The following is a 25,100-nucleotide window of genomic DNA, read 5'->3' on the forward strand; positions in this document are numbered from 1 at the left end:
TACTTAACTTTTAGCCGAAAACATTCGTCCCCACGTTCCTTTTTCCAGACGTTTAGCCATCCGCTCCAGCAGTTGTAACGTCTGAGCCTGCTGGCGACCCAGGGATTCCAGTTGCTGTTGGATCTGCTCCTGACGAATGGAATCTTTGCGTTGATAATCGGTAGCATTTCGTTCCAGTAACTCCAGATAATCCAGCTTGCTAAGTTTATCGCGGTTTTGACTGAAGTATTCATCCGTCGCATTAATCTCCCGGATTTTAATATCCTCAATGCTTTTCAACTGGCTGTGAATGGTGCGATCCAGCGATTTCAAACTCTGATCAATCAAATCATCGTATTGCCCTACTTTGTTGTTGAAGGCCTGGCCGTGCTGATCGAGGTGTTTAAAATGGCTCGTCAGATACAGATATAAATCCTGAGATTGTTGTAATGATTTGGAAATCTGAACGGATATGTCTTCTACATTCTGCGTCCGCTCCACAATTTTTTGCGTATTATCCACCAGTCCGTTCAACTGATTGAGGTAATACCCAAATTTTTCAAGGGCACTCAAACTTTGATCCAGTTGACTCAATACTTGCACATTAAAGCTCGCTACCCGATTCAGGTCTACCTGTTGTAACATATCCAGAGCTTTTTGCTGAGCCATGAGCGATGCATGGTTTTTGTCGACCATGCCACTTAGTTCTTGTACATTGTCCCGGAAGGACGTACTGAACTCCTGGATACTTCGGTTCAGCGTCGTGAAAATACCGGTATTAACGCCTTCCGATAAAATAGGTAATAATTCCGTTTGCAGAAAAGAGAAAAACGTCTGTTTCTGAGCTTCCAGTGTAGATTTCGCATCCCGGAAAGACCAGTTATTCAATACCGTTAACAACAAACCTACCAAGCTCGCCAGCATTGCAATTTTCACACCGCCAATCAGGTTATTCAGTCCATCGCCATCCAGAAAACTCGCGGAACCTACGTTGGGCATGGCAAACAAACCAATGACAATCCCGGCCATTGTTCCCATCAGACCCAGGTAAAGCGGAATGGGCATGGTCAGGCTGATTCCCTCCTCTTCAGCATCCAGGTTTCGATCTGTGATGTCACGCAAAAGGTTAAAATCTGCCAGTGAAGTTCGGTTTCGAATGAGGTAGGTATTCATGCTCTCCAAAATCTTGCTGATGCCTGCTGACTTATCCTTGGAAAGAATCAAAGGCACTTCAATGGTTTCACGGCTCGGATGCATGGTCTTAAAATTCCAGATGTCTTCCCGAATTTGCCGTAGCTCCTCTTCCGCCTCCTGACGCATCACGTCATGTAGCTCTTTCGATAATAAAACCACTAACTGATCTTCCCGACGGGTCAATTCTTCGAGTTGCAGACTGGTTACCTGCGTCCGTTGGGAAAGGCTATCAATTTGCGTCAGTACTTCACGCGTAGAAAGTTGTTCTAAATCCTGACGTAAAACCCGAAACCGTCGTAACGTAAAAGCGGAGCCTTCGGGTATTAACTCACGAAATCGTTTAATCTTCCCCCGTGTATTCTGCCAGACCCAGCCCTGAGCCGCCAGAATTCCCAGAATAATAACGATTTCAATAATTTGAACCATGATGAGTTTTGAGTTTAGCGTTGAGGGTTTTGAGTTTTTGTTCGAGGAGTGAATCTTATAGATCATCAAACCTAAACACCCAACTCAAAACCCTAAACGCCTCTAATTTTCAAAGCGAATGATTGCTTTATGTTGTAGTTCCCAGCGATCGGAATCGAAGTCGGTTTTGACTAATTTCCCTTTCTGGATTGTAGTAATATTACGGGCTCCGAATTCAATGCCTCCGCCGTACTCACAAACCGGGTCCAGAAACGTTTCGGGATACCGTAGAGCTTCACTGACCAAGGCAGGATCGTTCACAAATTCAAACTCTGCGTTATAAGGACTTGTGATGCGAACGTGATACAAAGATTGAGAAGGGTCAAACTGAACGCTTCTGACATCCCGGAACGAACCATCTTTATTCGGAGTAGAAAGATAAAAGGCTTCCGGCTCTTTACGCACATCTTCTGCCCATGTTTCTTCCAGCGTTGGATCTTCGTCAGGCAAAGGCTCCTGTTGAGGCTCTATCACTGGCGGTATTTCTTCGGATTGTTTTTCCACAACCGGAGGCACGGGTGAAACCGGCGGCACCGATGTAAAGGCAGGCGGTGTGGGTGTAGGATGAATCGGCGGCGGTGTCATAGCGGCCTGAAGATTCTGTACTTCCTGCAACCAGCGTTTCCGTTCGTTTTCGCCTCTTTCCTGACTTTCTTTCAAAGCCCGGTCGTATTCGGCCAGGGCCTTTTCATATTCTTTGATCTTGGAAATTAACTGTGGAACCTGTTTTTCCAGTTGCTGCATTTTTACGAAGCTCTGGCTGGCCTGACTGGAAGTATTCAGCATTTGCCGCTCCAGATGGTCACGTTTTTTCTTCTCATCCCAATAGAGATAGCCCAATCCAATAGCGGCCAGAATGCTCACGCCTGAAACAATCCACCAAACCCAGGGCGAGTCCTGGGATTTACTTACAATGAAAGGAACTCCATCGAGGGCCGCATGGGCCGCCGTATCAGGCATTACTTCCGTTCCGTCGGATAAAGTAGTATCACTGTCCATCATGGCATCCTGCCCATCCAGATTGTTCCGCAGGTTTTCGACAAAACTGCCCAGAGCCACCCGCGTTTGTAAAATAGACACCTTCTGGCCCTTGGCATCTTTTTCCGTCAGGTTTTCCAGATCGTTCAGAATTTTCTCCACTTTAAGTTTATCCTGATCATCCAGAGGCTTTTGCAGGTAGGGTTTCAGTTGATCAAGCAGGCCAGAGACATTGGGTAATGCTTTACTTCCATTAAAGAAAGTACTCAACTTTTTGTGAAATTCACCGTACGTGGCCGTTGTATTTTTACCTCCTGCTTCCTTAAATATATCTTTCTGAGTAGCCAGAGGGGTTTGGGCAAAGGCTAAGGTCGTGTAGCACAAAGCCAAGGTTAATAACAATAATCGACGCATATTTTCTAAGAATTGAGGTTGTTCGTTTAGTTTTCTATTATGATTTGTGTAAAGGAATATATTAACCACAGAGTTTCACAAAGTATTCCTCAGAGTTACTCCGTGTAAAACTCCGTGAAACTCTGTGGTTAACTTCCAAACGGTAAACAGAAAACGGCAAACTACATTAATTGGCAGCTTCCCAGGCGAGCTGGTTCAGGGCCCCAACCAGCGGATAGAAGAAGAGCGTTTCTTCAATCGGAGTGTTAGGGTTTTCCAGTCCTTCGCGTCGCATCTCCCAGCCACTGTGTACATTTTGCAGAAGATTTCTTAACAACGTGCTCTTGTATTGTTCAAGTCGGCCCTCATTTACCCCAAATTTTCCACTGAAGGAGAATTCAAGGCCAAAGAGCATTTCAACGAATTCCCGAACCTCATCGGCTACGCCTTGCAATACCTCATTATCAATCTTCTGATACGTATCTCCTCTCACAATCAAGCGATCTTCTTTAGTACCGAGCAATACCGTTTTAATCTTATCCATATCCGCTTCCAATCGTCCGTCATCTTCGCGGATAAAGCTTAAGCCCGGCATTTTGAGACCTCCTTTACAGGTCGATTCTTTGGGAGAATTACGCTCCCGAACAATGTCCAGCCCATCGGCGTGGTACGGCTGTCCGTACACTTTCTCGAAGATTAACATGGCCAGATCAGACAGTGCTACATTTCGAGGCGTCAGAATATCCAGGATCTTGGAACCCGTTCCGCTGAAAGCAATGTACCGGGGCATGTCTTTGCCTTTAGCTTTCATTAATCGGGCCAGGTGATAAATCTGAGCCGTGTAAAACACCAGCGGCACAATCTTCAGATCAGAGTCGTTCGCCAGACGGTCGTTGAAATCATAAGCCGCTCTTTCGCTTAAATCACGATTGTTTTTCAACGAGAAATAAAACGCTACAATATCTTCCGAACGGTTATTATCCTTGATTGCCTTATATGCCGCCCCCAGGTTGCTAAAGTTAGCGGACAGATGGGCGGTTACTTCAGGATCATACTTTTTGACATATCCATTTCGGGCCGCTGCTCCGTCCCGGGCAAAACCGTCGCCGAACACCGCATTACCCGCAAAACGTACCGACGTCAGCACATTAGGCTGATTTTTCTCAAAAACTACCACGTCTGCCGTACCCCCTCCGATGTCAATCAGGGCCGTGGGGTAAATGTTAGAATCAATGGATTGGCTACTTCCGCCGCCCCGACTGTACCAGTAAAAAGGAGCAATACTTTCAGGCACTTTTCGTGGCATTCGCTCCTGCGTAATGGTTTCGGCATAGAGCTTGTTCCAAAGACCTTCGAAGTAATTACGCTGATTTTCAAGCATACTCAACGGATAAAACCAGAGTAATTCCGTATGAGCCAGGTTACCACCGTTAATCAGAACCTTATTACGGATGAGTAATAACAGTGATTGCAGGAAGCCTTCAATCCGCTTCTGAGCCTTGATGTTTTTGCTAAAATCCGACCATTTCAGGTTCGTTGAAACCGTGTAATCGTCCTTCGGAATATTCCGTTTTTCGTACAGGAATCCAATATTAAAGTCCCCAAAGCCATACAGATTTTCACCTGAGAAATTAGGTCGGTTTTCAATCAGAGCCGTGCGTTGCGGGAATTTACATAAATACGCATCGCCCAAATGCTCGGGTATCAGCTCCTGCGGAACCAGCTCCGTAATGTCGTTGGCCCTTAGGCTATTCAGAGCCTCCGTACTGCCGGGATCAATGAGGGTAGCGATTTGAACGTCATCGTCGATAGTAAAGGGCCGGGGCTGAAAATCTTCCGAAGTGGTGAACTCTACGTGTGTGTTGGTAGTCCCAAAGTCAACGGCAAAGCGGAAGAAGGTATCCTTCATTTCCCGCACTTCAAACTTCGGTAATATAACGCCCCGATGTCCGGCTACTTCCACGGTTATCCGCTCAAAATCAGATTCAATCACCTGAATTTCTGACTTTGCCCCCTTATTCAAATCCTTCTGACTACGCGGACGAATCCGATTTTGAGGAACCGGAATCAGCTTATTTTTTTCGTCGTAAAAACTTAGTTTATACTCGTTTTTGAAGCTTTGAGCCGATACATCGCGATCCACCAGATGTACCCGGTACATCGGTTTGAAGTTCGGCATGGTTACCCGCTTCATTTTCACAAAAGGGAATACCGTTAATCCAAACTGATGTTCCGCAATAACCCCTTCGTTTTTCTCTTCACTCGGCGTTTTGGTCGGATCATCGTAATACATCCGCGAAAGCTTCAGGAAACGACCCGTAGAAATTACTTTCTGCTGAGAGGCATCCCATTTACCTAACGGAATCTGAAGCGTAACCCGCACCGAACCTCCGGCCCGCTCTTCCATCTGAATGCTTACTTCCCCACCCCGCATTAAATCCTGAGCCGAGAAAAACTCGAAGAAATCGGGTTTCAGAGGTAATAAATAACTTTTCTGAACGTGTCGTAAACCGCCGTCGAAAAAGCGTTGCGAGTTAATAGGATACACCAGACGAATCAAATGGGGCTCCAGGAAATCGCTGGTAGTCAGGTACGGATAAAAATCTGCCTGTCCGGGTAACTGCCGTTGATTGGTTCGCCAGTCTTCCGGTACATAATGTTTCACCTCAATCGAATCCCGCCACGGGATTCGGGTATAAGGAATAGGTTCGAAAAAGTCTTTCGATAACACCATCGGAGCAGGCCGATCGGTATACCGCTGTTTACGAACCCCGTATTCGTCGAGTTCCTCGGTCGGGCTGATCAGGAAATGGCTTAAGCCTTGAATAACTTCTGGTCCCGACGCGGCTTTCCGCATTTTGAACGCTGGCCCTGAAGACAACGAAGCAAATTCAACAATGGAATTAGTATCGAATTCCAGTTCAGGAAAATCGGCGTTCCAGGCCTCTTCCCGTAGGTTCTGACCATTGGCTCCAATGCGTTGCCAGGTTTCGTAATCGCGGGCGTGCAGTAATTCCAGACTACGGCTCAGGTATTCTGAAACTTCTGGATACATTTCCCGGAAACCCGGCATAAAGCGTTTCAATCCATGCCAAAACACCTGATATTCAACGTCCCGATCATGCAGAGGAACGGGATTATTGCGATCAAACACCCGGTGATTACCGAAATGAATGTTCACAAATTCCAGGTGATTAGGAGCGTTGAAAAAGAGTGTAGCTGGAGAAGTTCCTCCGATTACCCCCGTTCCTTCGCGGCTTTGGTATTGCAGAATAAAGAGCTTGCGTAAACCCGTGAAGTTATAACTGGCGGCATCTTCCCGCAGGTATAAATCCAGAGCCGCACCTAACCGCTGATGGTTACGTGAACCATTTTGTAAGGTTCGAAGAGCCTGCTCCCGATCCCAGGTAATGATGCGAAGCGGGCCTTTGGGCGACTTGAATTTATCGAAATTGAAGAAAATTTCTCCCACGTCAAAACAAGCCGAAACCAGACGTTCGTCATTCAGTGAACCCTTGAGATCGCTGTATAAAATCAAATTACGAAAGGCCGATTTTACCAGATCGAAACGAGCGAATGGACTGGGAATCGACGTCGGATCTTTCTCGGTATCGCCCTTGGCTTTGTCTTCAATGGCTTCGATTAAATCCGTAGTATAAGGTTGCGACACAAACCAGTGACCATCGACCGAAGCCGAACGATCATGCAGGTTAAGTTCGCGTTTAAGTGACTGATCAGCCATAGCTTCTTTCAAATTGAAGTCTCAATCTATTTTCGTGCAACAACTAGCGGGGTTTTCCTGAATCAAAACCCTGGGCTACCCGCGAAAAAGCGGCTCTGTTAATTAGCGGCTAGTTGTGGGTATTCTTTTTGCACGAACTGCTCCGTGCAGGTATTCATCAGACTCAGGAATTTATCTTCTGCCGTAACAAAGGTTTTTCCTTTCGATTCGGCATTGAGATACTCATCAAAATCACCCTTGTTCATTTCAATCTGAACATCAACGGTCTTACCAATAAAGTTTTTCTTCGTTCGCTCAAAGCCTGGTATAAATTTACCCAGATCTTCCGTCGCCAGATTAAAAGGTCTGAAGGTTCGCTTATTGAAGATATTCCGATCCTGATCATTCATTTCCGATAACCACGCCCGGAAGTTTTCATTGAAATCGTGCAGATTCCGGTAGAACTTCGTTTGCTTAAAATCAGAACCAATTTTCGGAGCTTCCTTACTCGTCCAAGGAGCACTGTTACTACCCAGAATGCTATCCCGTTCGACGCGGGTTTTCAGGTATTGACTTAAAATGGCCAGCTTGGTTAAAGGCTGGGCAAAAACCTGCCGGGACCGATCCACGAAATCCGTGAAGTTGAGTCGGGAGTTGCTGGTGTTGAGTCCAAATTCGGCGTAGCGAGGGTTCCGGGCAATGATCTGTCCGTCCCGAACGGTACACTCCATCTCACTGGTATGTTCGCAAAAATCGACAATCGATAAAGCCGAGATCATTTCCACATAATGAGCATCGTTTTGCTGCCCACCCGCTCCGGGATCATACTCATTAGGACTGCGGTAACTTTCAGCGATGTAATACAGGGCGTTCAGTTTCGGGTATTCCTTGTTGGAAAGACTATTCTGGTAATACCCCAGAGCCGCTTTGGTTTTTGAAATAAACGTAGCATTATCAATCGCTTTATCCTGAGCACCCGCCGAATACACGTCAAAATAAGGCTGTACCGACACGGCTCCAATCCGGGCTTCGCGAACGTCTTTAGCATCCGACCCGCCATATCCCCGAATGTTTTTCAGGATCAGGGGAAACCCTGAAGCTCCCGTTCCGCCGAAAATAGAACTGACGATAAAGACTTTATCCTCTTTCTTGTACGAACTTACAAAAGCTTTGAACTCTTCAGATTCCCGAAACTGATTCAATACTACCGACCCGATGTTAGGATTACCGACAAAGCCAATATCCATTTTGGTATCGAGTTGCTCTCTGGAGAAAAGCAATCCGGCCAAGGCTTCGTTCGCTTCATCGAGCGAGTCGTAACCGATGTAGTTGCCGTATTTTTCATCGCTTACGCCCTTCAGTTCATACTGAAACGAATCGGAAATGGCCGCACTGGGTAACTGACGTTTCAGGGTTTGTATATCCGTGCCGAACAATCCCGCAGCCGGAGGATTCTGGAGCGAGGAACGAACATTCTGGTAATAATTCAGAATTTCTTTCGTTCGTTTCAGGTCTTTATTTTCAGCGTGTGGGTCCATCAAAATGGGAACCACCTGCGTGGTATTGCGGAGTTTTACCCCTGAAGCCAGCAGGTAAGTCAACGACTTGACCACCCGAGCTCCAGTACCGCCAATCGCAAATAAAAAAAGTCGAGACATAGGAGTTCTTTTGTCGTTTTGAGTTTGGGGTTTTGAGTTAATATACCTCGTAACACTTCGAACCAAACTCTTTACTCGTTCCTGTTGTAGTGATTTTGTGTTAAGCTATCCTATGATAGTGGTTCTGGATTTGTAATTTAACTTATTTAGCAAAACCCTAAACTCAAAACCCCAAACGCAAAACATTAAACTCTAAAATGGAATTTTTCGGTTGTTGGTGCTTAGGTTTTTTACGGCTAGTGATAGTACGAAAAAGAGTACGACGGCCAGTAAAAACATTTCAAACCCAAAGCCAAAAAAGACACTTCCGCCCTGGTCAAAGTAGCGTCCCAGTTCGGGATGGCCTTTGCGGCGGGGAATTTCCTGATCTGCTTTCTGGGAGCAGGTAACAATCGCTACAATCATGGTTAATACCGCACTGCTACCCAAAACGAGTAACCAGGTCGATGCTTTGGCATAACGAACTTTGTTCATGCCAAAGTAATAAGCTCCAATCCCAATCAGCACAAACACCACCAGGGTGGTAGTCAGGGAGGTTAACAAATGCTCGTCATACAAATCATCTAGAAGCGAGCGTTCGGTAAAGAGAGCGTAAAAGTCGTAAAGCAGATTTTCCATTAGTGTAGATTGAGCGTAATCGTAAAGTAGGTATTGGCTTGCTGAGGGTTATAGGCTTTCTCGATGCCCCGGGTAAAGTTCAGGATTCCAAAAGTCTTTTCCGAGAAATCATCCGACTTAGGGTTACTATCATCCTGCGTAGTGGTTTGGGTAATCCAGCTGGGTGGAAACTTGCGTTTCAGTCGGAGCGTAATTTCCCGTTTTCCCCCACCCTGTGGTTCTGCGGTAGTTAGTAAAAACTTGTGCGTGTACCCTTCCGGGCCCTTTTCGGCTACGATTCTCTGAATTTTAAACCCTTCATCTGATTCTATTTCGTACGACTTAGGGTCTGTTTTATAGGAATCAGGTAGATAAAAACCGCCCAGATCAACGCCAACGGCCAGGGTTAAGCCGCGAGTTTTGCGGTCGGCCTCAATATTTTCAATCGTGTGAATAGCCTCTTTGCTTTCTTTTCGTTCCTGACGACTTTGCTCAAACTGTCCGGCCTGTTCGGCATCTTTCAACAGAATGGTATAGAAAGGAACATTATCGCTTGCACTGGTGAAGTAATGAAACGAATCAAAGCCGGGAAGGTCTTTGAAACGGGCTAAAGACTCAAACTTTTCATCCGACAGTAAGGCTTTCATCGTAGCATTATTCGCCATCAAAGCGATGTAATACGGACGAGAACCATTGTAAGACTTGCCACCCCCGTTGTGCGGGTAATAAGTTCCTTTGAAGGCTCCGCTTAACTTCAGGATCAATAACGATTTATCTTTCGTTTTTCCGGCAAAAGTCGTTTGCATTAAGGTCTCGACATCCGCCAGAATTTTAGCGGAAGACTGAGCCGCCGTTGATTCCGTCGAATAAATCAGATCCGAGAATAATACGCCTACTTCTCCTTCTTTCAAATCCGAAAGAATGGTCTTGAAAATCAGACTAAAGTCGGTGTGGCGAGAATCGCCTTTGTCTTTTGCCAGCGTAAAAACATTCGGCTGTTCTACTAACTGCTGGAAGTTAACGCCCATGGGGTACACGTTATCATTTACCACGAACAATTCCGTCGAGCCGGGTTTCTGGGCTTCGAAAGGCGTTAATAAATCCTGTAAAGCTTCGTCAAATTCACCCGTACTACCCGCCGCATCGTAAGGAAACATGCTGCCACTGGCTTCGAGGTATAACTTGGCTTTTAAGTTTTTAGGGGCGGGTTTATCAGCCGGAGCTTCCGTCACTGACGCTGTTTCGGTAACAGGGTCAGATTCGACCCCTTGATTCCCCCTTTTACGACCACCGTCGTTATTGCACTGGGTTAATAAAAGTACCGAAGCTGATAATGCTGAAAAATAGAAGGTTCGTAACCAGAGAATACGCATAGATTTCAAAATGCTTGTGGAGGGTTTCTAAACTCCCGAACTAGAGAACGACGCGAACTTGTTCGGAATTTTATGAAAGTACAACTGAATTGATGCCTAACTCGCATAAAAGCCATTTGAGCGAACAAAAACCCGTATGGATGGCTAATATAAAGTAAAACCCCGCCTAGTCGGGCAGGGTTTTTAAGATAGGTATTATATTTATTCAGGAAGTTTTTTCTGTCCGAAAAAAGTAGCCTAGTATTTAAAAGCAATGCTAGCCGAAACGCTGGCAGGTTTCTGTACTTCAACCGTCGTCCAGCCTCTCCAATATTGCTGGTTTGTAAAGTTATCAGCCTTCAATGCAAAACGGAACGCAGGCGTATTGTAGAACAGAGAAGCATTCAGAACCGTATACGCAGGGATTGTGAAAACACCCGTTGCCGCAGAATTGGTTATTCTATTTTTTCCGGCGTAGTTACCGCCTACCCCAATCCCAAAACCTTTCAAAGCTCCTTTTGTGGGGCTGTAACTAATCCAAGCATTTACCAGATCGGCGGGGCCTGCTCCTACAGGTCTTCGCCCCACACTTCCAGCATCAGTTTTCTCGTTTTTGCTATCATTGTGACTATAACCCGTAATAAGATTCAGTCCGGGCAATAGGTTTGCCGTAATATCTACCTCAACCCCTTTGCTAGAAACGTTACCGTCCTGAATCGTATAGCTTACACGATCAGGATCCGGGCGAGTTACGTTAGTTACGTAGATGTCATAGTAGCTCACATTACCTGATAGTTTGCCTTTCAAAATCTCCATTTTCAAACCACCTTCCCACTGATTCGCCTGCTGAGGTTTGAATACACTCACTGTTCCGTCGGGCTGAGTGGTATTGCCCACATTACGAAAGCCATTCATGTAGTTACCAAAAACGGAGAGGCGATCTTTCAGAATTTGATAAATCACCCCTAGTTTAGGGGAAATGGCGTTTTGGGTATAGGCTCCTGAGGTAACTCCGGTGCTTACATTATAGCTTCCTTTATTATCAAAGTGATCAAAACGCAGACTCGCCATGACCAGTAACTGATCCGTAATGTTTAATACGTCGGAGGCATATACGCTGTAGGTAGAGGCATCCGTAGTACTTCTGGAAGGAGTTCCGGTAGCCAGTTTTGCATCGACAGCCGAGCGGGTCAGACGCCCGTAACGAGGATCATTCACCCGAACGCTATTCACGTTGTCAAATAAAACATAAGATGAATAATTATTTGACTTCACGTTCAGGTAATCCAAACCAGCGACCAGACGATTTCTCAGGCTTCCAATCTTGAAATCACCAATGAAGTTTTGCTGAATATCCGTGGTTGTGCTCGTAGAATTCTGATCACCCACGTAACGACTCAACAGCGTATCCGTTGGAACTCTCGTTGCATCCAGGAACATTACGTAAGAATACACACCAACCGAACGGCGAACACTCCTGGAAACATTCGTTTGGGAAGTCCACTGATCCGACAATTTATAGTTCATCTGACCATAGACGTTAAGCGTCGGCGTCTTAACGGTAATATCGTTAGCAGTGAATGAGCGATTCCAGTCAATATTTAATTCCTGAGGAGTTCTGGCAATTAGTTGACGTGAACGATTTAGAAATACCATCAGAGGATTGGTAGCTTCCGATGTATATAATTCAGTATTCAGGTGGAAAGTCAGGCGATCAGAAGCTTTATAAATAATTGAGGGAGCAACAAAACCCGTACGTTTAAAACCAGCATCCTGGAAGCTTCCTTCATAGTGATAGGCTCCGTTGAAACGGAATAATACCTTATCTGTGAGAGGAGTGTTAATATCAGCCGTGAGACGGTTCAAACCAAAACTCCCGCCGGTATACGTAATTTCACCGCCTTTCGTTTCGTAAGGTTTTTTGGTAACCATATTGATTAATCCGCCAAAATTAACCAGGCTTCCGCCGAAAAGCGTACTCGAAGGACCTTTGATGAGTTCAATCCGTTCGATATTGGCAGGGTCCAGCCCACCGTTCGACAAACCCGCAATTCCGTTAATCATGCTAGCCTGAAGGGTAAAGCCACGCATGGTAAAATACGCCGCACCATCTCCCCCACGTCCGGTTGAAGTCCAGAGCTTGTCAATACCGGGAGCATTTTTCAAAGCGTCATCAAAGTTGGTAATGACCTGCTCCTTTAGTAACTCTTTCGAAATCGTGGAATAGACCTGCGGGTTTTCCAGGTTTTTGATGGGAAGACGAGCCACAAATTCACTCTCCTTTTTACCGTATTTGTTAGCAGCCGTGACGATTACCTCCTGCAATTGCTCCGACGTTTCTTGCAGGGTAAAGTCGGCCTGCGTGGTTTCGTTTTCACGAACTTCCACCTGACGTTCCTGCGTCTTTAAGCCGATAAAACTAACCCTGAGCGTATACGTACCTACTTTTATTTTTTCGAAGGCATAACGCCCTGACTCGTCCGTAGTAACTCCGTTGGAACGACCTTTAATGGTGACCGTTACCTGCTCTGAAGGTTTTCCATCCGAACTGGTAATTACACCCTGAATGCGGCCAGATTGTGCCCAAAGTCCCGTACTGCATAGCAACAGCATTAAAGACAAAAGGTAGTTGTTGTTCATGGGATCTATAAAATCGCTAGATGATTAAGAAAGAAAGAGGGCAACCAAGGGGCCTTCATAAAAAAAGCCCTCGCAGAGCGAAGGCTTTTTCCTAATAACAACGAGCAAAAAAACGATGGAGTGCTTAAGATGTAAAAGCTGTCCCCTAACCATTAGTCCATCTTAGACACCACAAAGGAAGTACATTATTTAGATTCAATCCAAATAATTTTGAAATAATTTTTATTCAATCTAAATAATTTGTTCTGATCAGGATTTGTGACCTATCTTTGTAGAAGATTTTCACGCACGATTAAATCAGTACTTCCTTGAAAGATTCTTTTACCCTTCATGAACTGTACCGTACGGCTAAAGGCTTTACGCAACAATGTGATTTGACCAATCGGATTATTTTAACTTTTGGAAAACAGGTTATCGCTTTTCGTTACCTTGATTTTATCTCGTTCCGTCGTAAAGTAGACCGCGTGAATCTGCACGACATGATTTTCAATCTGGATGATGCCTATGATTTCGAAGTAATCGAAGCTCCCAAATCCAATCAGCAATTAGTGTTGACGCTCTGTGATCTGGTTCAGTTACGTGACTTACTTTCAGGCACTCAGTTTGCTTTAGATTTAAACTCTATGCTTCACGAAGCTTTGTATACCTACGCTTCCTAAAGCCCGAAAGACATACCTGCTTTTAAGATAAGGCCCGATTGGATTCATTCAATCGGGCCTTATTTAGTTTTATAATGAGATTCTTTCTAAATTACTCTTTTTCAACTAGTTAGTATTGCTTTCTGTCCTTGCACCCCTACTTTTGTGGTGTAGAAAGTCTTGCACACTTCTTAAAAAAGCACAAGACCATAGCAACGAGCATACTTTTTTGAACTATCTCATTAGAAACATAATAAAGTACCCATGAAAGATTTGCAACGCCTCCGTACCTCATTAAAAGAGGAAGTTGAATTAGCATTAAATGCACAAGTAAAAATGGAAGCTGAGGCTTCTTCAAAATATTTGGCCATGGCTTCATGGTGTGAAGTAAATGGTTACCTGTACTCTGCGAAATACTTCTACAAACAAGCTGAAGAAGAGCGTGAGCACATGTTAAAGATTTTCCACTATCTGGCAGACCAAGGCGTAATGGCTTATTCACCAGAAGTAGGACCCGTTCCTCACGATTACCCTTCGTTCCGTAGCATTTTCGAAGCGGCTCTGCAAAGCGAAATCAACGTTACGCATTCCATCAACCGTCTGGTTACCCTTTGCCGCCGGGTTGAAGATTACGCAACAGAGAACTTCTTACAGTGGTTTGTGAAAGAACAAGTAGAAGAAGAAATCAACGCTCGTCGTGCCCTGGAACTCTTCGACGTTATTGGCGAAGAAGGCACGGGTCGCTTCCAAATCGACCGTTACGTGTACAAAATCACTCATCTTGACGTAGAATAGTCCTTTTTATCTCCTGGAAAAGCCCGCAAGTGCGGGCTTTTTTTGTATAAATCTGGCAAAATTCGGGTATTTTAAAAGTTGAGTAAGGCGATTTGCCGCGTTTTACAGAACTTAGTACCCACATTATCATTTTGTAGCCTAGTATGCTTTACTATCTTTTCGACTATCTCGATAAAACCTTCAATTTTCCGGGAGCGGGGGTTTTTCAATTTTTAACTTTCCGGACGGCAGCGGCTACAGTTACGTCATTAATTATTGGAATTGTTTTTGGAAAACGAATCATCTGGTATTTGCAACGCCTGCAAATCGGTGAATCCATTCGTGATTTGGGCCTCGAAGGACAAATGCAGAAAAAAGGAACCCCTACGATGGGTGGTTTCATTATCCTGCTGGCCATTGTCGTTCCGGTGCTGTTGTTTTCCAAGCTTGATAACATATACGTCATCCTCTTGCTTATCTCTGCCGTCTGGACTTGTCTGATTGGCTTCGTGGATGATTACATTAAGGTTTTCAGAAAAAATAAAGAAGGCTTACCGGGCCGCTTCAAAATTGTGGGTCAGGTTGGAATCGGGCTTCTCATTGGGTTGACCATGCATTATTCCCCGGATATTAAAATTCGGGTCTATGAAGAAGCACGGATTAACACCCCGACGGGCTTTGCCGAACTTCGGAAATTTACGGATACCAAGGAATTCCTGACGAACGTTCCTTTTTTTAAAAACAACGAAATTGATTATTCAAAAATCCTGCCCGACTCGATTCTTCCCGACGAATACACCTGGATTTTATACACCCTCATCGTCATCGTCATTGTAACGGCGGTTTCCAATGGAGCAAACATTACGGACGGAATTGATGGTCTGGCGGCGGGTAACTCCATCATTATCGGCCTGACCCTGGGGATTCTGGCATATTTATCAGGGAACAAGATTTTCTCTCAATACCTGAACATATATTACATTCCGCTTTCGGGCGAACTCGTCGTCTTCTGCGGAGCCTTTGTGGGAGCCTGCGTCGGCTTCCTTTGGTACAATACCTATCCGGCCCAGGTTTTCATGGGAGATACCGGCAGTTTGATGCTGGGTAGTGTGATTGCTACGCTGGCCATTGTTTTACGGAAAGAGCTATTGATTCCGATTTTATGCGGTGTTTTCCTGATTGAATCGCTGTCGGTTATTTTACAGGTGAGTTACTTTAAGTACCAAAAGCGGCGTCATGGGCTGGAATATGCCAAGTTGCACCGGCTTTTTAAGATGTCGCCTTTACACCACCACTATCAGAAATCGAACATTCCAGAACCTAAAATTGTCATGCGTTTTCTGATCATCAGCATTATTCTGGCCGTCTTTACGCTGGTTACGCTGAAACTTCGGTAATCACGTTTCAAGTACAAAAAAGCCTGATGAAATGATTTCATCAGGCTTTTTTGATTTAGATCTTAATCAGGAATTCATTCAGATTTTGTTCAGTTGGTAAATCCAGTTTGCCTCGCAATCGATACCGCTTCAGTTCTACACTTCTTACGGTAATATTCAATAAGCGAGCAATTTCTTTACTGGATAGATTCATGCGGAGATAAGCCGCCAGCTTTAAATCACCAGAGGTCAGATTGGGATACGAGGCAAGCAATTTCTTGAAGAAGTAGTCGTGCACATCATTGAAATTCGACTCGAAGATGTCCCAGCTATGCTCGTCAGCCAGGTTTCGGTCAATGAGCTGCACTAAAGATCGATACTGCTTCGTACCCAAATCAGGACCCATTTCTTTCCGTAGCTTATCCAGTTCCTCTTTGATGGTTTCGAGTAACTCGTTTTTATGTAACAAGTTCATGGCTGAATTCGCCAGCTCTTCTGATTTCCGATCTACATCTTTTTTTAACTGTTCATTTCGAATTTCGGTTAGCGTCTGCTCATTACGCCGTTGTTCGTCTTCCAGTTGCTTCTGCATTTTAGACTGAATTCGCTGCTGATGCGTTTGAATTCGCTTCAGATAAATCTGATAAGTTACCCAAACGCCAATGGTAATGATCAGTAAGTAAACCAGCTGACTCCAGATATTCCAGTACCAGGGCGGGCGAATTTCGAAGGGTAAGGCTGTCTCTTCCCCCGAAACCGACGAACGCACCTTTAACACGTAAGAGCCCGGTTCCAAAGGGCCGGTATTCAGCTCATTACTTTTCGTCAAAGCCGACCAGTTCTGCATTTTTCCTTCGATCAGATACTGATAGGAAATATCGGCTTCAAATTGAGTGGAAGCATAGGTAACTGAGAGGTTGTTCTGCCAATACTTGAGTGTAAGCTCATTCGCAGGCTGATTGGGATAAAAACGGCTGAGAAATTTCTCCGTTGCTACTTTCCGAATGTTAGGCCGGGCATACGGCAACTTATTGCCATGATTGATGTAGGAAACGGGCACAATGGAAAAGCCATCATCCCCACAAATCAACAGGGTTTTCGGGTCCAGGCTTACCACATTTTCGTAGCCTTCCACCCACTGCACGTGCTTTAAGTATAACTCAGAGATTCGCTGTCCGGGTACCCAATAAGCCAACGACCCGTTCGACCGCAACACCATGTACGATTTATAATCAATGGGAAAAATGTTTTTAATCCCCTGATTACCGAGAATAGGAATCGTACTCAGACTGAATTTCTGTAGGTAATACGCCCGCCGTTGCGTGCTTACCACTGGCTCTCCTTCTACTTCAGATAAAACGGCATCCTGAAAACCTTTGATGGAAATATTACTGATTACTTTCCTGAAATCAGCAGACAACTTGATGGCCCGAATGCCCCGGTATTTCTGCTTTAGCCAAAGTGTACCATCTTTCAATTCCAGGATGTTATCAGTTAAAGCAAAATCACCCGATAGCGTATGACTGAATTTCCACTGTCCGTTTTCCTTGCGGTAAATCACTAAATCGGTGTACGTTCCCTGAATTAATACGTCTGGATGTTGAGCAAAGGCGTGAAGCACCAGTCCACCCGTCAGATGGGACAACTGACGAAAAGCGTTGCCTTCCAGCACGAACGTCCCTTCATTATGACCACAGAATAACTTCCCATCAATTACTTCCAGATCCCAAACCTGTCCCTGGCTCCCGGAAACCATTTGTATATCAGGCCCATTTGAGCCATTCTTTACCTTAAATACCCCGTGATTAGTCCCTACGTATACTTCATTTTCGTAAAGGGCCGCATCATAGACCGTTCCCAGCAAACCATACTGATCCTGATAATGACGAACCGGCGAACTAAACAGAATGGCATCAATTCCATTATCGGTTCCCGTCCAGACATTCCCGTCAGCATCCAGATGTAAGGCTAGAATGGTATTATTCTGAAGTCCTGATTTTTGATTCAGATATGAGCGGATCTGACCGTTTTCATCGGTAATAATGGCCCCATTCAGCACCGAACCGTAGAGATACGTATGTTCATCAATTCGAATGGCTTTATTCAATTGATTTACTGCCAGAAACTGACTCGCTGGCGTATGCTGGCGAACGAATTGCCCCTGCTCATAGCTATACATGGCTCGATCCGTACCAATTTGTAGCGTATTGCCCCCAGCTTTGAGTATACTTCTCACCCATTCTTTTCCCAGAAACTCGCTGCCTTTTACAAATACAAATTGTTCGTCTATCCATTCATAGAGGCCTTTCTCAAAAATCTGAACGAACAGACGATTGTCAATCTGAAAGGCATAAAACACATTTCCGGGTGTTCGCAGGGTAGTTATCTGGTTGTTCTGATAACGATACAAAAAAGCAAAAGAATGAAAATAGACGGCATCCTGCATCGGTAGGATATTCCAGATTTCTTCCTGCCGGGAACGCTTGTCTTTCTGCAAATGGGTTAACGAATGATACTTTAAACTTCCTAACGAGTCTGCCAGCCAATACCCAAACTCACCCAAAGCTCCGGTATAAATCCGATTATCGGCCACCGCAACAGAGCGAATGATCTGACGCTGAGGAAGTACATAGTTTTTCCAGGTATGACCATCGTATTCCAGCAAGCCTTTGGAATTACCCACATACATGAATCGAGTGGCCGGATTTTGGGCAATACTCCAGTTTTGACGCTGGGCCTGATAATCATTAGCCGAAAAATGGAGCACTGCTGGAAGGCATAGCTTTTGTAACTGATCGATATATCCCTGTCCGTAGCCACTTATACTCCAACACCATAGAATGATGAACCACCGCACGGCCTGATTCGCTCTCATTCTTTCTCTAATCCATTCTTTCACTATCTGAATGCTATTTATAGCCAATTCTGAAAACAATTTTCTCATCAATAAGTACAAATATGAAAGAATGATGTGGTCTATACAAGTCCCGAAATCAAAATGATGTGGTAATGATGTGGTGCTTTATTTGGGGTCATCTACTTGGATATTTTAATTTTGCTCATCAAATAATACAATTCCTTAACATGAAGAAAGCTTATTACTTGTTGCTTTGTATGCTATTCCTAATCCTGACTCAAGGTCATGCTCAGGAGGCACGTCGCATCACTGGCCGAGTAACCAGTGCCGACGACAATCAGGCTTTGCCCGGTGCTACTATCGCTATAAAGGGTACAACCCGTGGTACCAACTCAGATGCTGAAGGACGTTTCTCCATTAATGCCAATGCAGGAGATGTTCTAACGGTAAGTTTCGTAGGAATGAAACCAAAAGAAGTTACCGTAACTAATGCAACGACTGACGTAACGATCACGCTGGAATCGGACGCTTCTACTTTAAACGAAGTAGTAGCCATCGGTTACGGTACGGCTCGTAAAAAAGATTTAACCGGAGCAGTAGCTTCCCTAAAAACGGCCGATCTGGTCAATCAACCCGTAGCTTCGGCAACACAAGCCATGCAGGGTAAATTGGCGGGGGTTCAGGTTACTTCTTCCGGGGAACCCGGTAGCGTACCTACCCTTCGTATCCGCGGAACGGGTACGTTGCTCGCTGGTGCAGATCCTTTATACGTAGTGGATGGAGTAATTACGGATGATATTCGGAACATCAACCCTCAGGATATCACTTCAATGGACGTACTAAAGGATGCTTCGGCAACGGCCATTTACGGGATGCGTGCAGCAAATGGGGTGGTTTTAGTAACCACCAAACGCGGTCAGTCGGGTGCTATTCGTGTGACGTACGATGGTTACGTTGGGGTTCGTCAGGCTTCGCGTAAAGTGCCTATGGCGGGTTCTCAGCAATACATTGATTTCTCAAACGAGGCATTAATTCGGGCTGGTCAGCAACCTTCTTTCACCAGTGCTGATATTAAGGCGAATACCAACTGGTTTGATGCCATTACCCGCACGGCTTTGGTTCATAACCACAACATCTCTTTAGCGGGTGGTTCTGAAAAAAGTACGTATTTTCTGAGTGGGGGTTACCTCTACGATGATGGGATTCTGAAAGGAAACGGTTACCGCCGTTTAAGCCTCCGTGCCAGCAACGATTATCAGATCAGCAAGTCCTTCAAAATTGGAGCTTCGCTTAACCTGGCTCAGGAGAATAACGAAAACAAGCCTTACTCCGCTTTTACCAGTGCTTACAAGCAAGCTCCTATTGTTCCGGTTTATAATGAAGATGGCAGCTATGGTTATACCCTTCGGAACAACGTAGCCAACCCCGTAGCTCAGTTGAATTACACGAACGATCATACCACTAGCTTACGTTTACAGGGGGTTTTATTCGCCGAATGGAACCTTACCGATGATCTGAAATTCCGCTCTAACTTCGCCGTTGAAAACCGTTCTTTCAATAACCGCAAATACAATCCGGTTTATGTAGTATCGGGTAATCAGCAGAACAATACCAGCCAACTGACGCTTCGCGATGATAACGCCAACCGCTGGGTTTGGGATAACACGTTAACATATACCAAAACGTTCGGCGAGAAGCATAACTTCAATGCTCTGGTGGGTTTCACGGGCGAACGTTACAAAACCAGTTTCTTTGGTGGTTCTCGTCTGAATGTTCCGAATGATCCGAACTATTGGGTGCTGAATTTGGGTACACAGGCTACGGCTACGAATGAAAACGGCATGGGGCTGGAAAGACGTTTGTCCTACTACGGTCGCTTAAACTATAACTACGATGATCGTTACCTGTTAACCGCTACGATTCGTCAGGATGGTTCGAGCAAGTTTCCTTCCAATAACCGCTCCAGCATTTTCCCATCCGTTGGTGCGGCGTGGCAAATTGGTAACGAGGAGTTCATGAAAGGTCAGAACCTATTCTCTACGCTGAAACTGCGGGCTAGCTGGGGTCAGGTAGGTAATGACAAAATCGTTCCGAACGCCTTCTTATATACGCTGACTTCTAACCTGGATTACCAAATTGATGGTCAGTTAGCTTCTGGTTATACGATTCAGGATATCAAGGATTTGAACCTGCGTTGGGAAGTAACAACGGAGAAAGATTTAGGACTGGAATTTGGTTTGCTGAATAACCGTCTGACGGGAGAAGTAAACTACTACGATAAGCTTACCCGTGACGCTTTGATTTACAAGCCTATTGACGCCATTTTCGGTGATAATGATTCACAATACTTAACCAACGCGGCTGACATCCGTAACCGTGGTATTGAGTTTGGCTTGAACTGGAATGAAAAGAAAGGCGATTTCCGTTACAACGTTGGTGTTAACTTAACGATTAACAATAACAAAATTGAACGTGTGAACGGCGGTCTTCCCATCCAGGCGGGTAGCTTAGGTAACGGTCAGATCACAACTCAAACCGCGGAAGGACAGCCCATCGGTAGCTTCTATGTATATCAGACCAATGGTATCTTCCAGTCACAGGCTGAGCTGAATGACTATCCCCACATTTCATCAGCGAAAGTAGGTGATCTTCGTTACGTAGATACCAACGGTGACGGCATCATCAACGGTAATGACCGGGTGTACAAAGGTTCGTATCAACCTAAATATTACTTCGGTTTGACGGGTGGTTTAAGTTACAAAAACTTCGATTTGAGCATAACGGCTGCGGGTAACCTGGGTAACCAGATTTACAACGGTAAGAAAGCCCAGCGTTTTGGTAATGAAAACATCGAAGCTTCGGTAACGAACTGGTGGTCGCCATCCAATACCTCCAGCACGAACCCTCGTCCTTCAAACGACGTAGCTCTGGCTTCTGATTATTACATCGAATCAGGTTCCTACCTGCGACTGAATAACATTTCGTTAGGGTATACTTTACCTAAAACGTTAACAGATAGCTGGAAAATGCAGGGTATTCGCGTGTACGCTACGGCTCAAAACCTGGTAACCTTCCAGAAATTCTCAGGCTTTACTCCTGAACTTCCCGGAAGAACACTGGCGAATAGCACTGATCAGACCGCAGGTACATTATCCTCAGGTATTGAACTGGATGCGTATCCAACGCCACGTACATTCCTGTTAGGCTTAACTGTTAATTTCTAAGGTACGACCTCGAAGGGCTAGGCTTCATTCATCCCGGTCTAGTCCTGAAGACACAAAAGATACGATACAATGAAAATCAATAAATATATTTTAAGAGCTGGACTTTTCGCGGGACTTACCCTGAGCGGAACGGCTTGTAAGGATTTCCTGGAAGTAAAGCCTCAGGGCGAACTTACTCCCGATTACCTTTCTATTGACCCAGAGGCTTCAGAAGGGATTGTAACGGCGATTTATAACAAAATGCTGGACTGGAATATCCACTCTTTCTCGTGGATTGGGATCACCAGCATTGCTTCGGATGATGCCGATAAAGGCAGCGATCCCGGAGATACGGGTTCCGATAAGAACGAACTGGATGGTTTCACCTTCTCGGCAACGAGTGGTTCGTTCAATGACATCTGGCAGGGAAACTATCAGGGTATTGCCCGGGCTAATCAGGCCCTTACCTACCTGCCTAACCTGACCATTGAAGAGGCTACGAAAAACCGTCTGATTGGTGAATCGAGCTTTTTACGGGCGTATTTTTACTTCAATCTGGTTCGTACGTTTGGTGGCGTTCCTTTGATTACCAAAGTTCCCGATCCTACCAATGAGGATGATCTGAAAGCAGGCCGTACCCGGGTAGCGGCAACGCAAATTTATGCGTTGATTGAAGCCGATTTGACTACGGCTATCAATAGCCTTCCTGAAAAAGGAAACACGCCTGTAGGTCGTGTCACGAAAGGTGCTGCTCAGGCTCTTCTGGCTAAAGTTTCCATGTATCAGAAGAAATGGGACAAAGTACTGGAGCTGACGAATACGATCATAACGGCTGGTAAATACTCATTGGTAGAAGATTATTCAACGATCTGGCGTGAAGCTGGTGAAAACAATGCTGAATCCATCTTTGAAGTTCAGGCTCAGGGAACTACGCCTAATAAAGGCATTAATAACTACTCGACTACCCAGGGCGTTCGTGGCCAATGGGGCTGGGGTTTCAACACGCCCTCTGCGGACTTAGAGAAAGCCTATGAAGCGGGTGATAAACGCAAAGATGCTACGTTTATGTATCCCGGTGAAGTATTATGGGATGGACAACGCGTGTCTCCGACCGCTCCTAACCGGGCTTACAACCAGAAAGCTTACGTAAGCCGTGTGGCAGAAACGTATAACGGTAATGATTCAGAAACAAATAAAAACATGCGTATCCTGCGTTTTGCAGAAGTGTTATTAATGAATGCCGAAGCGGCTAATGAGCTGGGTCAGCCAGCTAATGCTTTGATTTCATTGAACAAAGTACGCGTTCGGGCAGGTCTGGCGGCTTTAACGACGACCACTCAAACCGACTTACGCATGAAAATCTGGAACGAGCGTCGTGTAGAATTAGCTTTTGAACATGACCGTATGTTTGATTTACGCCGTCAGGGTCGTGCAGGTACGGTTCTCCGGGCTTTGGGCCTTCCTTACGTAGATGGCAAACACGATTTGTTTCCCATTCCTCAAACGCAAATCGATTTGAGTGGTAAGGCTTTAACTCAAAATCCTGGCTATTAATCGCTATTGGACTGGACCGTAATTCAGTAATCCATTTACTGGATTACGGTCTTTATTCTTCTCATCTCCGCCCAATCATTCCTGCTTTATGACGCTACTGAAAACTCTTTCCTGGGGAGTTCTGGCATTGGCTTTGTGTACCGTTTCCTGTACGAAGTCGATTCCTGCCACTTCAAACACTTCATCAACAACTCCTCCCACTGAAAAAAATGAATACATGAATGTAGTTCAGAAAGCTACATTTAAGTATTTCTGGGATTTCGCTCATCCGATTTCCGGCATGGCTCCCGAACGTACTGCAACGCCTAACATTGTTACTACTGGCGGGACTGGCTTTGGAATTATGGGCATCGTCGTAGCCGCCGAACGCCAGTGGATTACTCGCGAACAGGCGGTAGCCCGGGTTCAGAAAATCGCTGACTTTCTGGAAAAATCCGACCGTTTTCACGGAGCCTGGTCCCACTGGCTGGACGGCAATACGGGCAAGGTAGTGCCCTTCGGACAAAAAGATAACGGCGGTGATCTCGTTGAAACGGCTTTTCTTACGAACGGTTTGTTAGTAGCTCGCGAGTACTTCAATGGTACGAATGCAGCCGAGAAAAAACTTCGCAATCAGATTACCCAATTATACGAAGGCGTAGAATGGGACTGGTACGTGCATGAGGGCAAACTACGCTGGCACTGGTCCAAGCAATACGGATGGGAAATGAATATGCCCATCGAAGGTTATAATGAGTGTCTAGTTACCTACGTGCTGGCCCTGGGTTCACCTACGCACCCTATTAAGCCAGAAGTCTACGAAAACACTTGGAAGCAGTCCAACCATTTTACCAATGGTAATGAGTACATGGGCTACAACTTGAAGATTGGTTTTCCCTACGGCGGGCCTTTGTTCTTTACCCACTACTCGTACTTAAGTATGGACCCTCGCCAAATAGAGGACAAGCATACCAATTACTGGCAAATGAATCAGGCTCATACCCTGATGAACTGGGCGTACTGTGCAGAGAAAGCTCCAAAAGCTTACGGTTATTCCGAAGAAAACTGGGGACTGACTGCGAGTGACGATTATAACTTCTACGACGCTCACTCACCCACGAACGATAACGGTACCATTACGCCGACCGCCGCTCTTTCCGCTTTCCCCTACTCGCCTTATGAGTCCTGGCAGGCTCTGCGGTATTTCTATTTGAAACAGGGGAATCGTCTCTTCGGGGAATATGGGTTTTATGATGCATTTAATGCTTCTAAGAACTGGTTTTCTAACCAATACCTTGCCATTGATCAGGGACCGATTGTGGTCATGATGGAAAACTACCGAACAGGACTGATCTGGAAAGTAGGCGAACGTATTCAGGAGATCAAACAGGGCTTGCAGAAAATGGGTATTGAAAAGCCCTCCTACCCTACTGGATTTTACGCCTATCAGCCCCATCCTAAAACGGGCGAATGGAGCTTATTAAAGCACACCGATTCAGGATTATTTCCTCTGGATTTTGCCGTTCAGGGGGCCGAACCAGTAAGCTTAGAATTAAAGAATGCTTCGGGAACCGTTATTAAATTACTGGATAATAAGGTTTTAACCCCCGGTACGCATACGCATTCATTTGATGCTCCCTTTGGCAAATACACCGCCACACTTACGCAGGGTTCCGTAAAGAAAACGCTTACGCTGCTTCTGCGATAAGTATGACAAGGACCGGGTAACTGGTTAATATCAG

The 25,100-nt window shown here is 45.3% G+C and carries 14 protein-coding genes; 6 read left to right on the forward strand and 8 right to left on the reverse strand.

Annotated features, from left to right (window positions below; translation table 11 throughout):
• Positions 1 to 3: 3 nt before the first annotated feature.
• From QE390_RS02500 to QE390_RS02530, 7 genes are all read right to left on the reverse strand, one after another.
• Positions 4 to 1,599 carry a hypothetical protein gene (locus tag QE390_RS02500; protein ID WP_307140959.1) on the reverse strand — a complete coding sequence of 532 codons (1,596 nt, stop codon included), beginning with the start codon at positions 1,597 to 1,599 and terminating at the stop codon, positions 4 to 6.
• Between the two features lie 102 nt (positions 1,600 to 1,701).
• The gene (locus QE390_RS02505) at positions 1,702 to 3,030 is read right to left on the reverse strand and encodes a hypothetical protein (RefSeq protein WP_307140960.1); all 1,329 of its coding nucleotides are present in this window, start codon (positions 3,028 to 3,030) and stop codon (positions 1,702 to 1,704) included.
• A 166-nt stretch (positions 3,031 to 3,196) separates the two neighbouring features.
• Positions 3,197 to 6,751, reverse strand: a complete 3,555-nt coding sequence (locus tag QE390_RS02510) for a cell division protein FtsA (RefSeq protein ID WP_307140961.1) — start codon at positions 6,749 to 6,751, stop codon at positions 3,197 to 3,199.
• Between the two features lie 98 nt (positions 6,752 to 6,849).
• Positions 6,850 to 8,388: a hypothetical protein gene (locus QE390_RS02515; protein WP_307140962.1), complete on the reverse strand. Its 1,539-nt coding sequence runs from the start codon at positions 8,386 to 8,388 to the stop codon at positions 6,850 to 6,852.
• A 192-nt stretch (positions 8,389 to 8,580) separates the two neighbouring features.
• Complete coding sequence (locus QE390_RS02520) at positions 8,581 to 9,006, reverse strand: hypothetical protein (RefSeq protein WP_307140963.1); 426 nt, start codon at positions 9,004 to 9,006, stop codon at positions 8,581 to 8,583.
• Positions 9,006 to 10,358, reverse strand: coding sequence for a hypothetical protein (locus QE390_RS02525; protein ID WP_307140964.1), 1,353 nt, complete (start codon positions 10,356 to 10,358; stop codon positions 9,006 to 9,008). The genes QE390_RS02520 and QE390_RS02525 overlap by 1 nt, the downstream gene beginning before the upstream one ends.
• Before the next feature lie 237 nt (positions 10,359 to 10,595).
• On the reverse strand, positions 10,596 to 12,977 hold the full coding sequence (locus QE390_RS02530) for a TonB-dependent receptor (RefSeq protein ID WP_307140965.1): 2,382 nt from the start codon (positions 12,975 to 12,977) through the stop codon (positions 10,596 to 10,598).
• A 308-nt stretch (positions 12,978 to 13,285) separates the two neighbouring features.
• Between QE390_RS02530 and QE390_RS02535 the strand changes: the two genes are divergently transcribed.
• The 3 genes from QE390_RS02535 to mraY all read left to right on the forward strand — a co-directional run bounded on the left by QE390_RS02535 (position 13,286) and on the right by mraY (position 15,786).
• The gene (locus QE390_RS02535) at positions 13,286 to 13,636 is read left to right on the forward strand and encodes a hypothetical protein (protein WP_307140966.1); all 351 of its coding nucleotides are present in this window, start codon (positions 13,286 to 13,288) and stop codon (positions 13,634 to 13,636) included.
• Between the two features lie 243 nt (positions 13,637 to 13,879).
• Entirely contained in the window at positions 13,880 to 14,410 is a 531-nt protein-coding gene (locus QE390_RS02540; RefSeq protein WP_106635231.1) for a ferritin, read from the forward strand.
• 143 nt (positions 14,411 to 14,553) lie between these two features.
• On the forward strand, positions 14,554 to 15,786 hold the full coding sequence (gene mraY, locus QE390_RS02545) for a phospho-N-acetylmuramoyl-pentapeptide-transferase (protein WP_106635230.1): 1,233 nt from the start codon (positions 14,554 to 14,556) through the stop codon (positions 15,784 to 15,786).
• Positions 15,787 to 15,841: 55 nt separating this feature from the next.
• On the opposite strand, the gene QE390_RS02550 is transcribed toward mraY, so the two are convergent.
• Positions 15,842 to 18,640, reverse strand: coding sequence for a two-component regulator propeller domain-containing protein (locus tag QE390_RS02550; RefSeq protein WP_307140967.1), 2,799 nt, complete (start codon positions 18,638 to 18,640; stop codon positions 15,842 to 15,844).
• Between the two features lie 209 nt (positions 18,641 to 18,849).
• Between QE390_RS02550 and QE390_RS02555 the strand changes: the two genes are divergently transcribed.
• From QE390_RS02555 to QE390_RS02565, 3 genes are all read left to right on the forward strand, one after another.
• Positions 18,850 to 21,846, forward strand: a complete 2,997-nt coding sequence (locus QE390_RS02555) for a TonB-dependent receptor (protein WP_307140968.1) — start codon at positions 18,850 to 18,852, stop codon at positions 21,844 to 21,846.
• Between the two features lie 69 nt (positions 21,847 to 21,915).
• Positions 21,916 to 23,379, forward strand: a complete 1,464-nt coding sequence (locus QE390_RS02560) for a RagB/SusD family nutrient uptake outer membrane protein (protein ID WP_307140969.1) — start codon at positions 21,916 to 21,918, stop codon at positions 23,377 to 23,379.
• 88 nt (positions 23,380 to 23,467) lie between these two features.
• Complete coding sequence (locus tag QE390_RS02565) at positions 23,468 to 25,066, forward strand: glucoamylase family protein (protein WP_307140970.1); 1,599 nt, start codon at positions 23,468 to 23,470, stop codon at positions 25,064 to 25,066.
• Positions 25,067 to 25,100: the final 34 nt, after the last annotated feature.

The organism is Siphonobacter sp. SORGH_AS_1065, assembly GCF_030818595.1.
Taxonomy (GTDB): domain Bacteria; phylum Bacteroidota; class Bacteroidia; order Cytophagales; family Spirosomataceae; genus Siphonobacter.

What these genes read in the sequence shown, in the direction of transcription:
- QE390_RS02500 (WP_307140959.1), bottom strand. Translation starts at nt 1,599, where the DNA reads ATGGTTCAAATTATTGAAATCGTTATTATTCTGGGAATTCTGGCGGCT.
- QE390_RS02505 (WP_307140960.1), bottom strand. Translation starts at nt 3,030, where the DNA reads ATGCGTCGATTATTGTTATTAACCTTGGCTTTGTGCTACACGACCTTA.
- QE390_RS02510 (WP_307140961.1), bottom strand. Translation starts at nt 6,751, where the DNA reads ATGGCTGATCAGTCACTTAAACGCGAACTTAACCTGCATGATCGTTCG.
- QE390_RS02515 (WP_307140962.1), bottom strand. Translation starts at nt 8,388, where the DNA reads ATGTCTCGACTTTTTTTATTTGCGATTGGCGGTACTGGAGCTCGGGTG.
- QE390_RS02520 (WP_307140963.1), bottom strand. Translation starts at nt 9,006, where the DNA reads ATGGAAAATCTGCTTTACGACTTTTACGCTCTCTTTACCGAACGCTCG.
- QE390_RS02525 (WP_307140964.1), bottom strand. Translation starts at nt 10,358, where the DNA reads ATGCGTATTCTCTGGTTACGAACCTTCTATTTTTCAGCATTATCAGCT.
- QE390_RS02530 (WP_307140965.1), bottom strand. Translation starts at nt 12,977, where the DNA reads ATGAACAACAACTACCTTTTGTCTTTAATGCTGTTGCTATGCAGTACG.
- QE390_RS02540 (WP_106635231.1), top strand. Translation starts at nt 13,880, where the DNA reads ATGAAAGATTTGCAACGCCTCCGTACCTCATTAAAAGAGGAAGTTGAA.
- mraY (WP_106635230.1), top strand. Translation starts at nt 14,554, where the DNA reads ATGCTTTACTATCTTTTCGACTATCTCGATAAAACCTTCAATTTTCCG.
- QE390_RS02550 (WP_307140967.1), bottom strand. Translation starts at nt 18,640, where the DNA reads ATGAGAGCGAATCAGGCCGTGCGGTGGTTCATCATTCTATGGTGTTGG.
- QE390_RS02555 (WP_307140968.1), top strand. Translation starts at nt 18,850, where the DNA reads ATGAAGAAAGCTTATTACTTGTTGCTTTGTATGCTATTCCTAATCCTG.
- QE390_RS02560 (WP_307140969.1), top strand. Translation starts at nt 21,916, where the DNA reads ATGAAAATCAATAAATATATTTTAAGAGCTGGACTTTTCGCGGGACTT.
- QE390_RS02565 (WP_307140970.1), top strand. Translation starts at nt 23,468, where the DNA reads ATGACGCTACTGAAAACTCTTTCCTGGGGAGTTCTGGCATTGGCTTTG.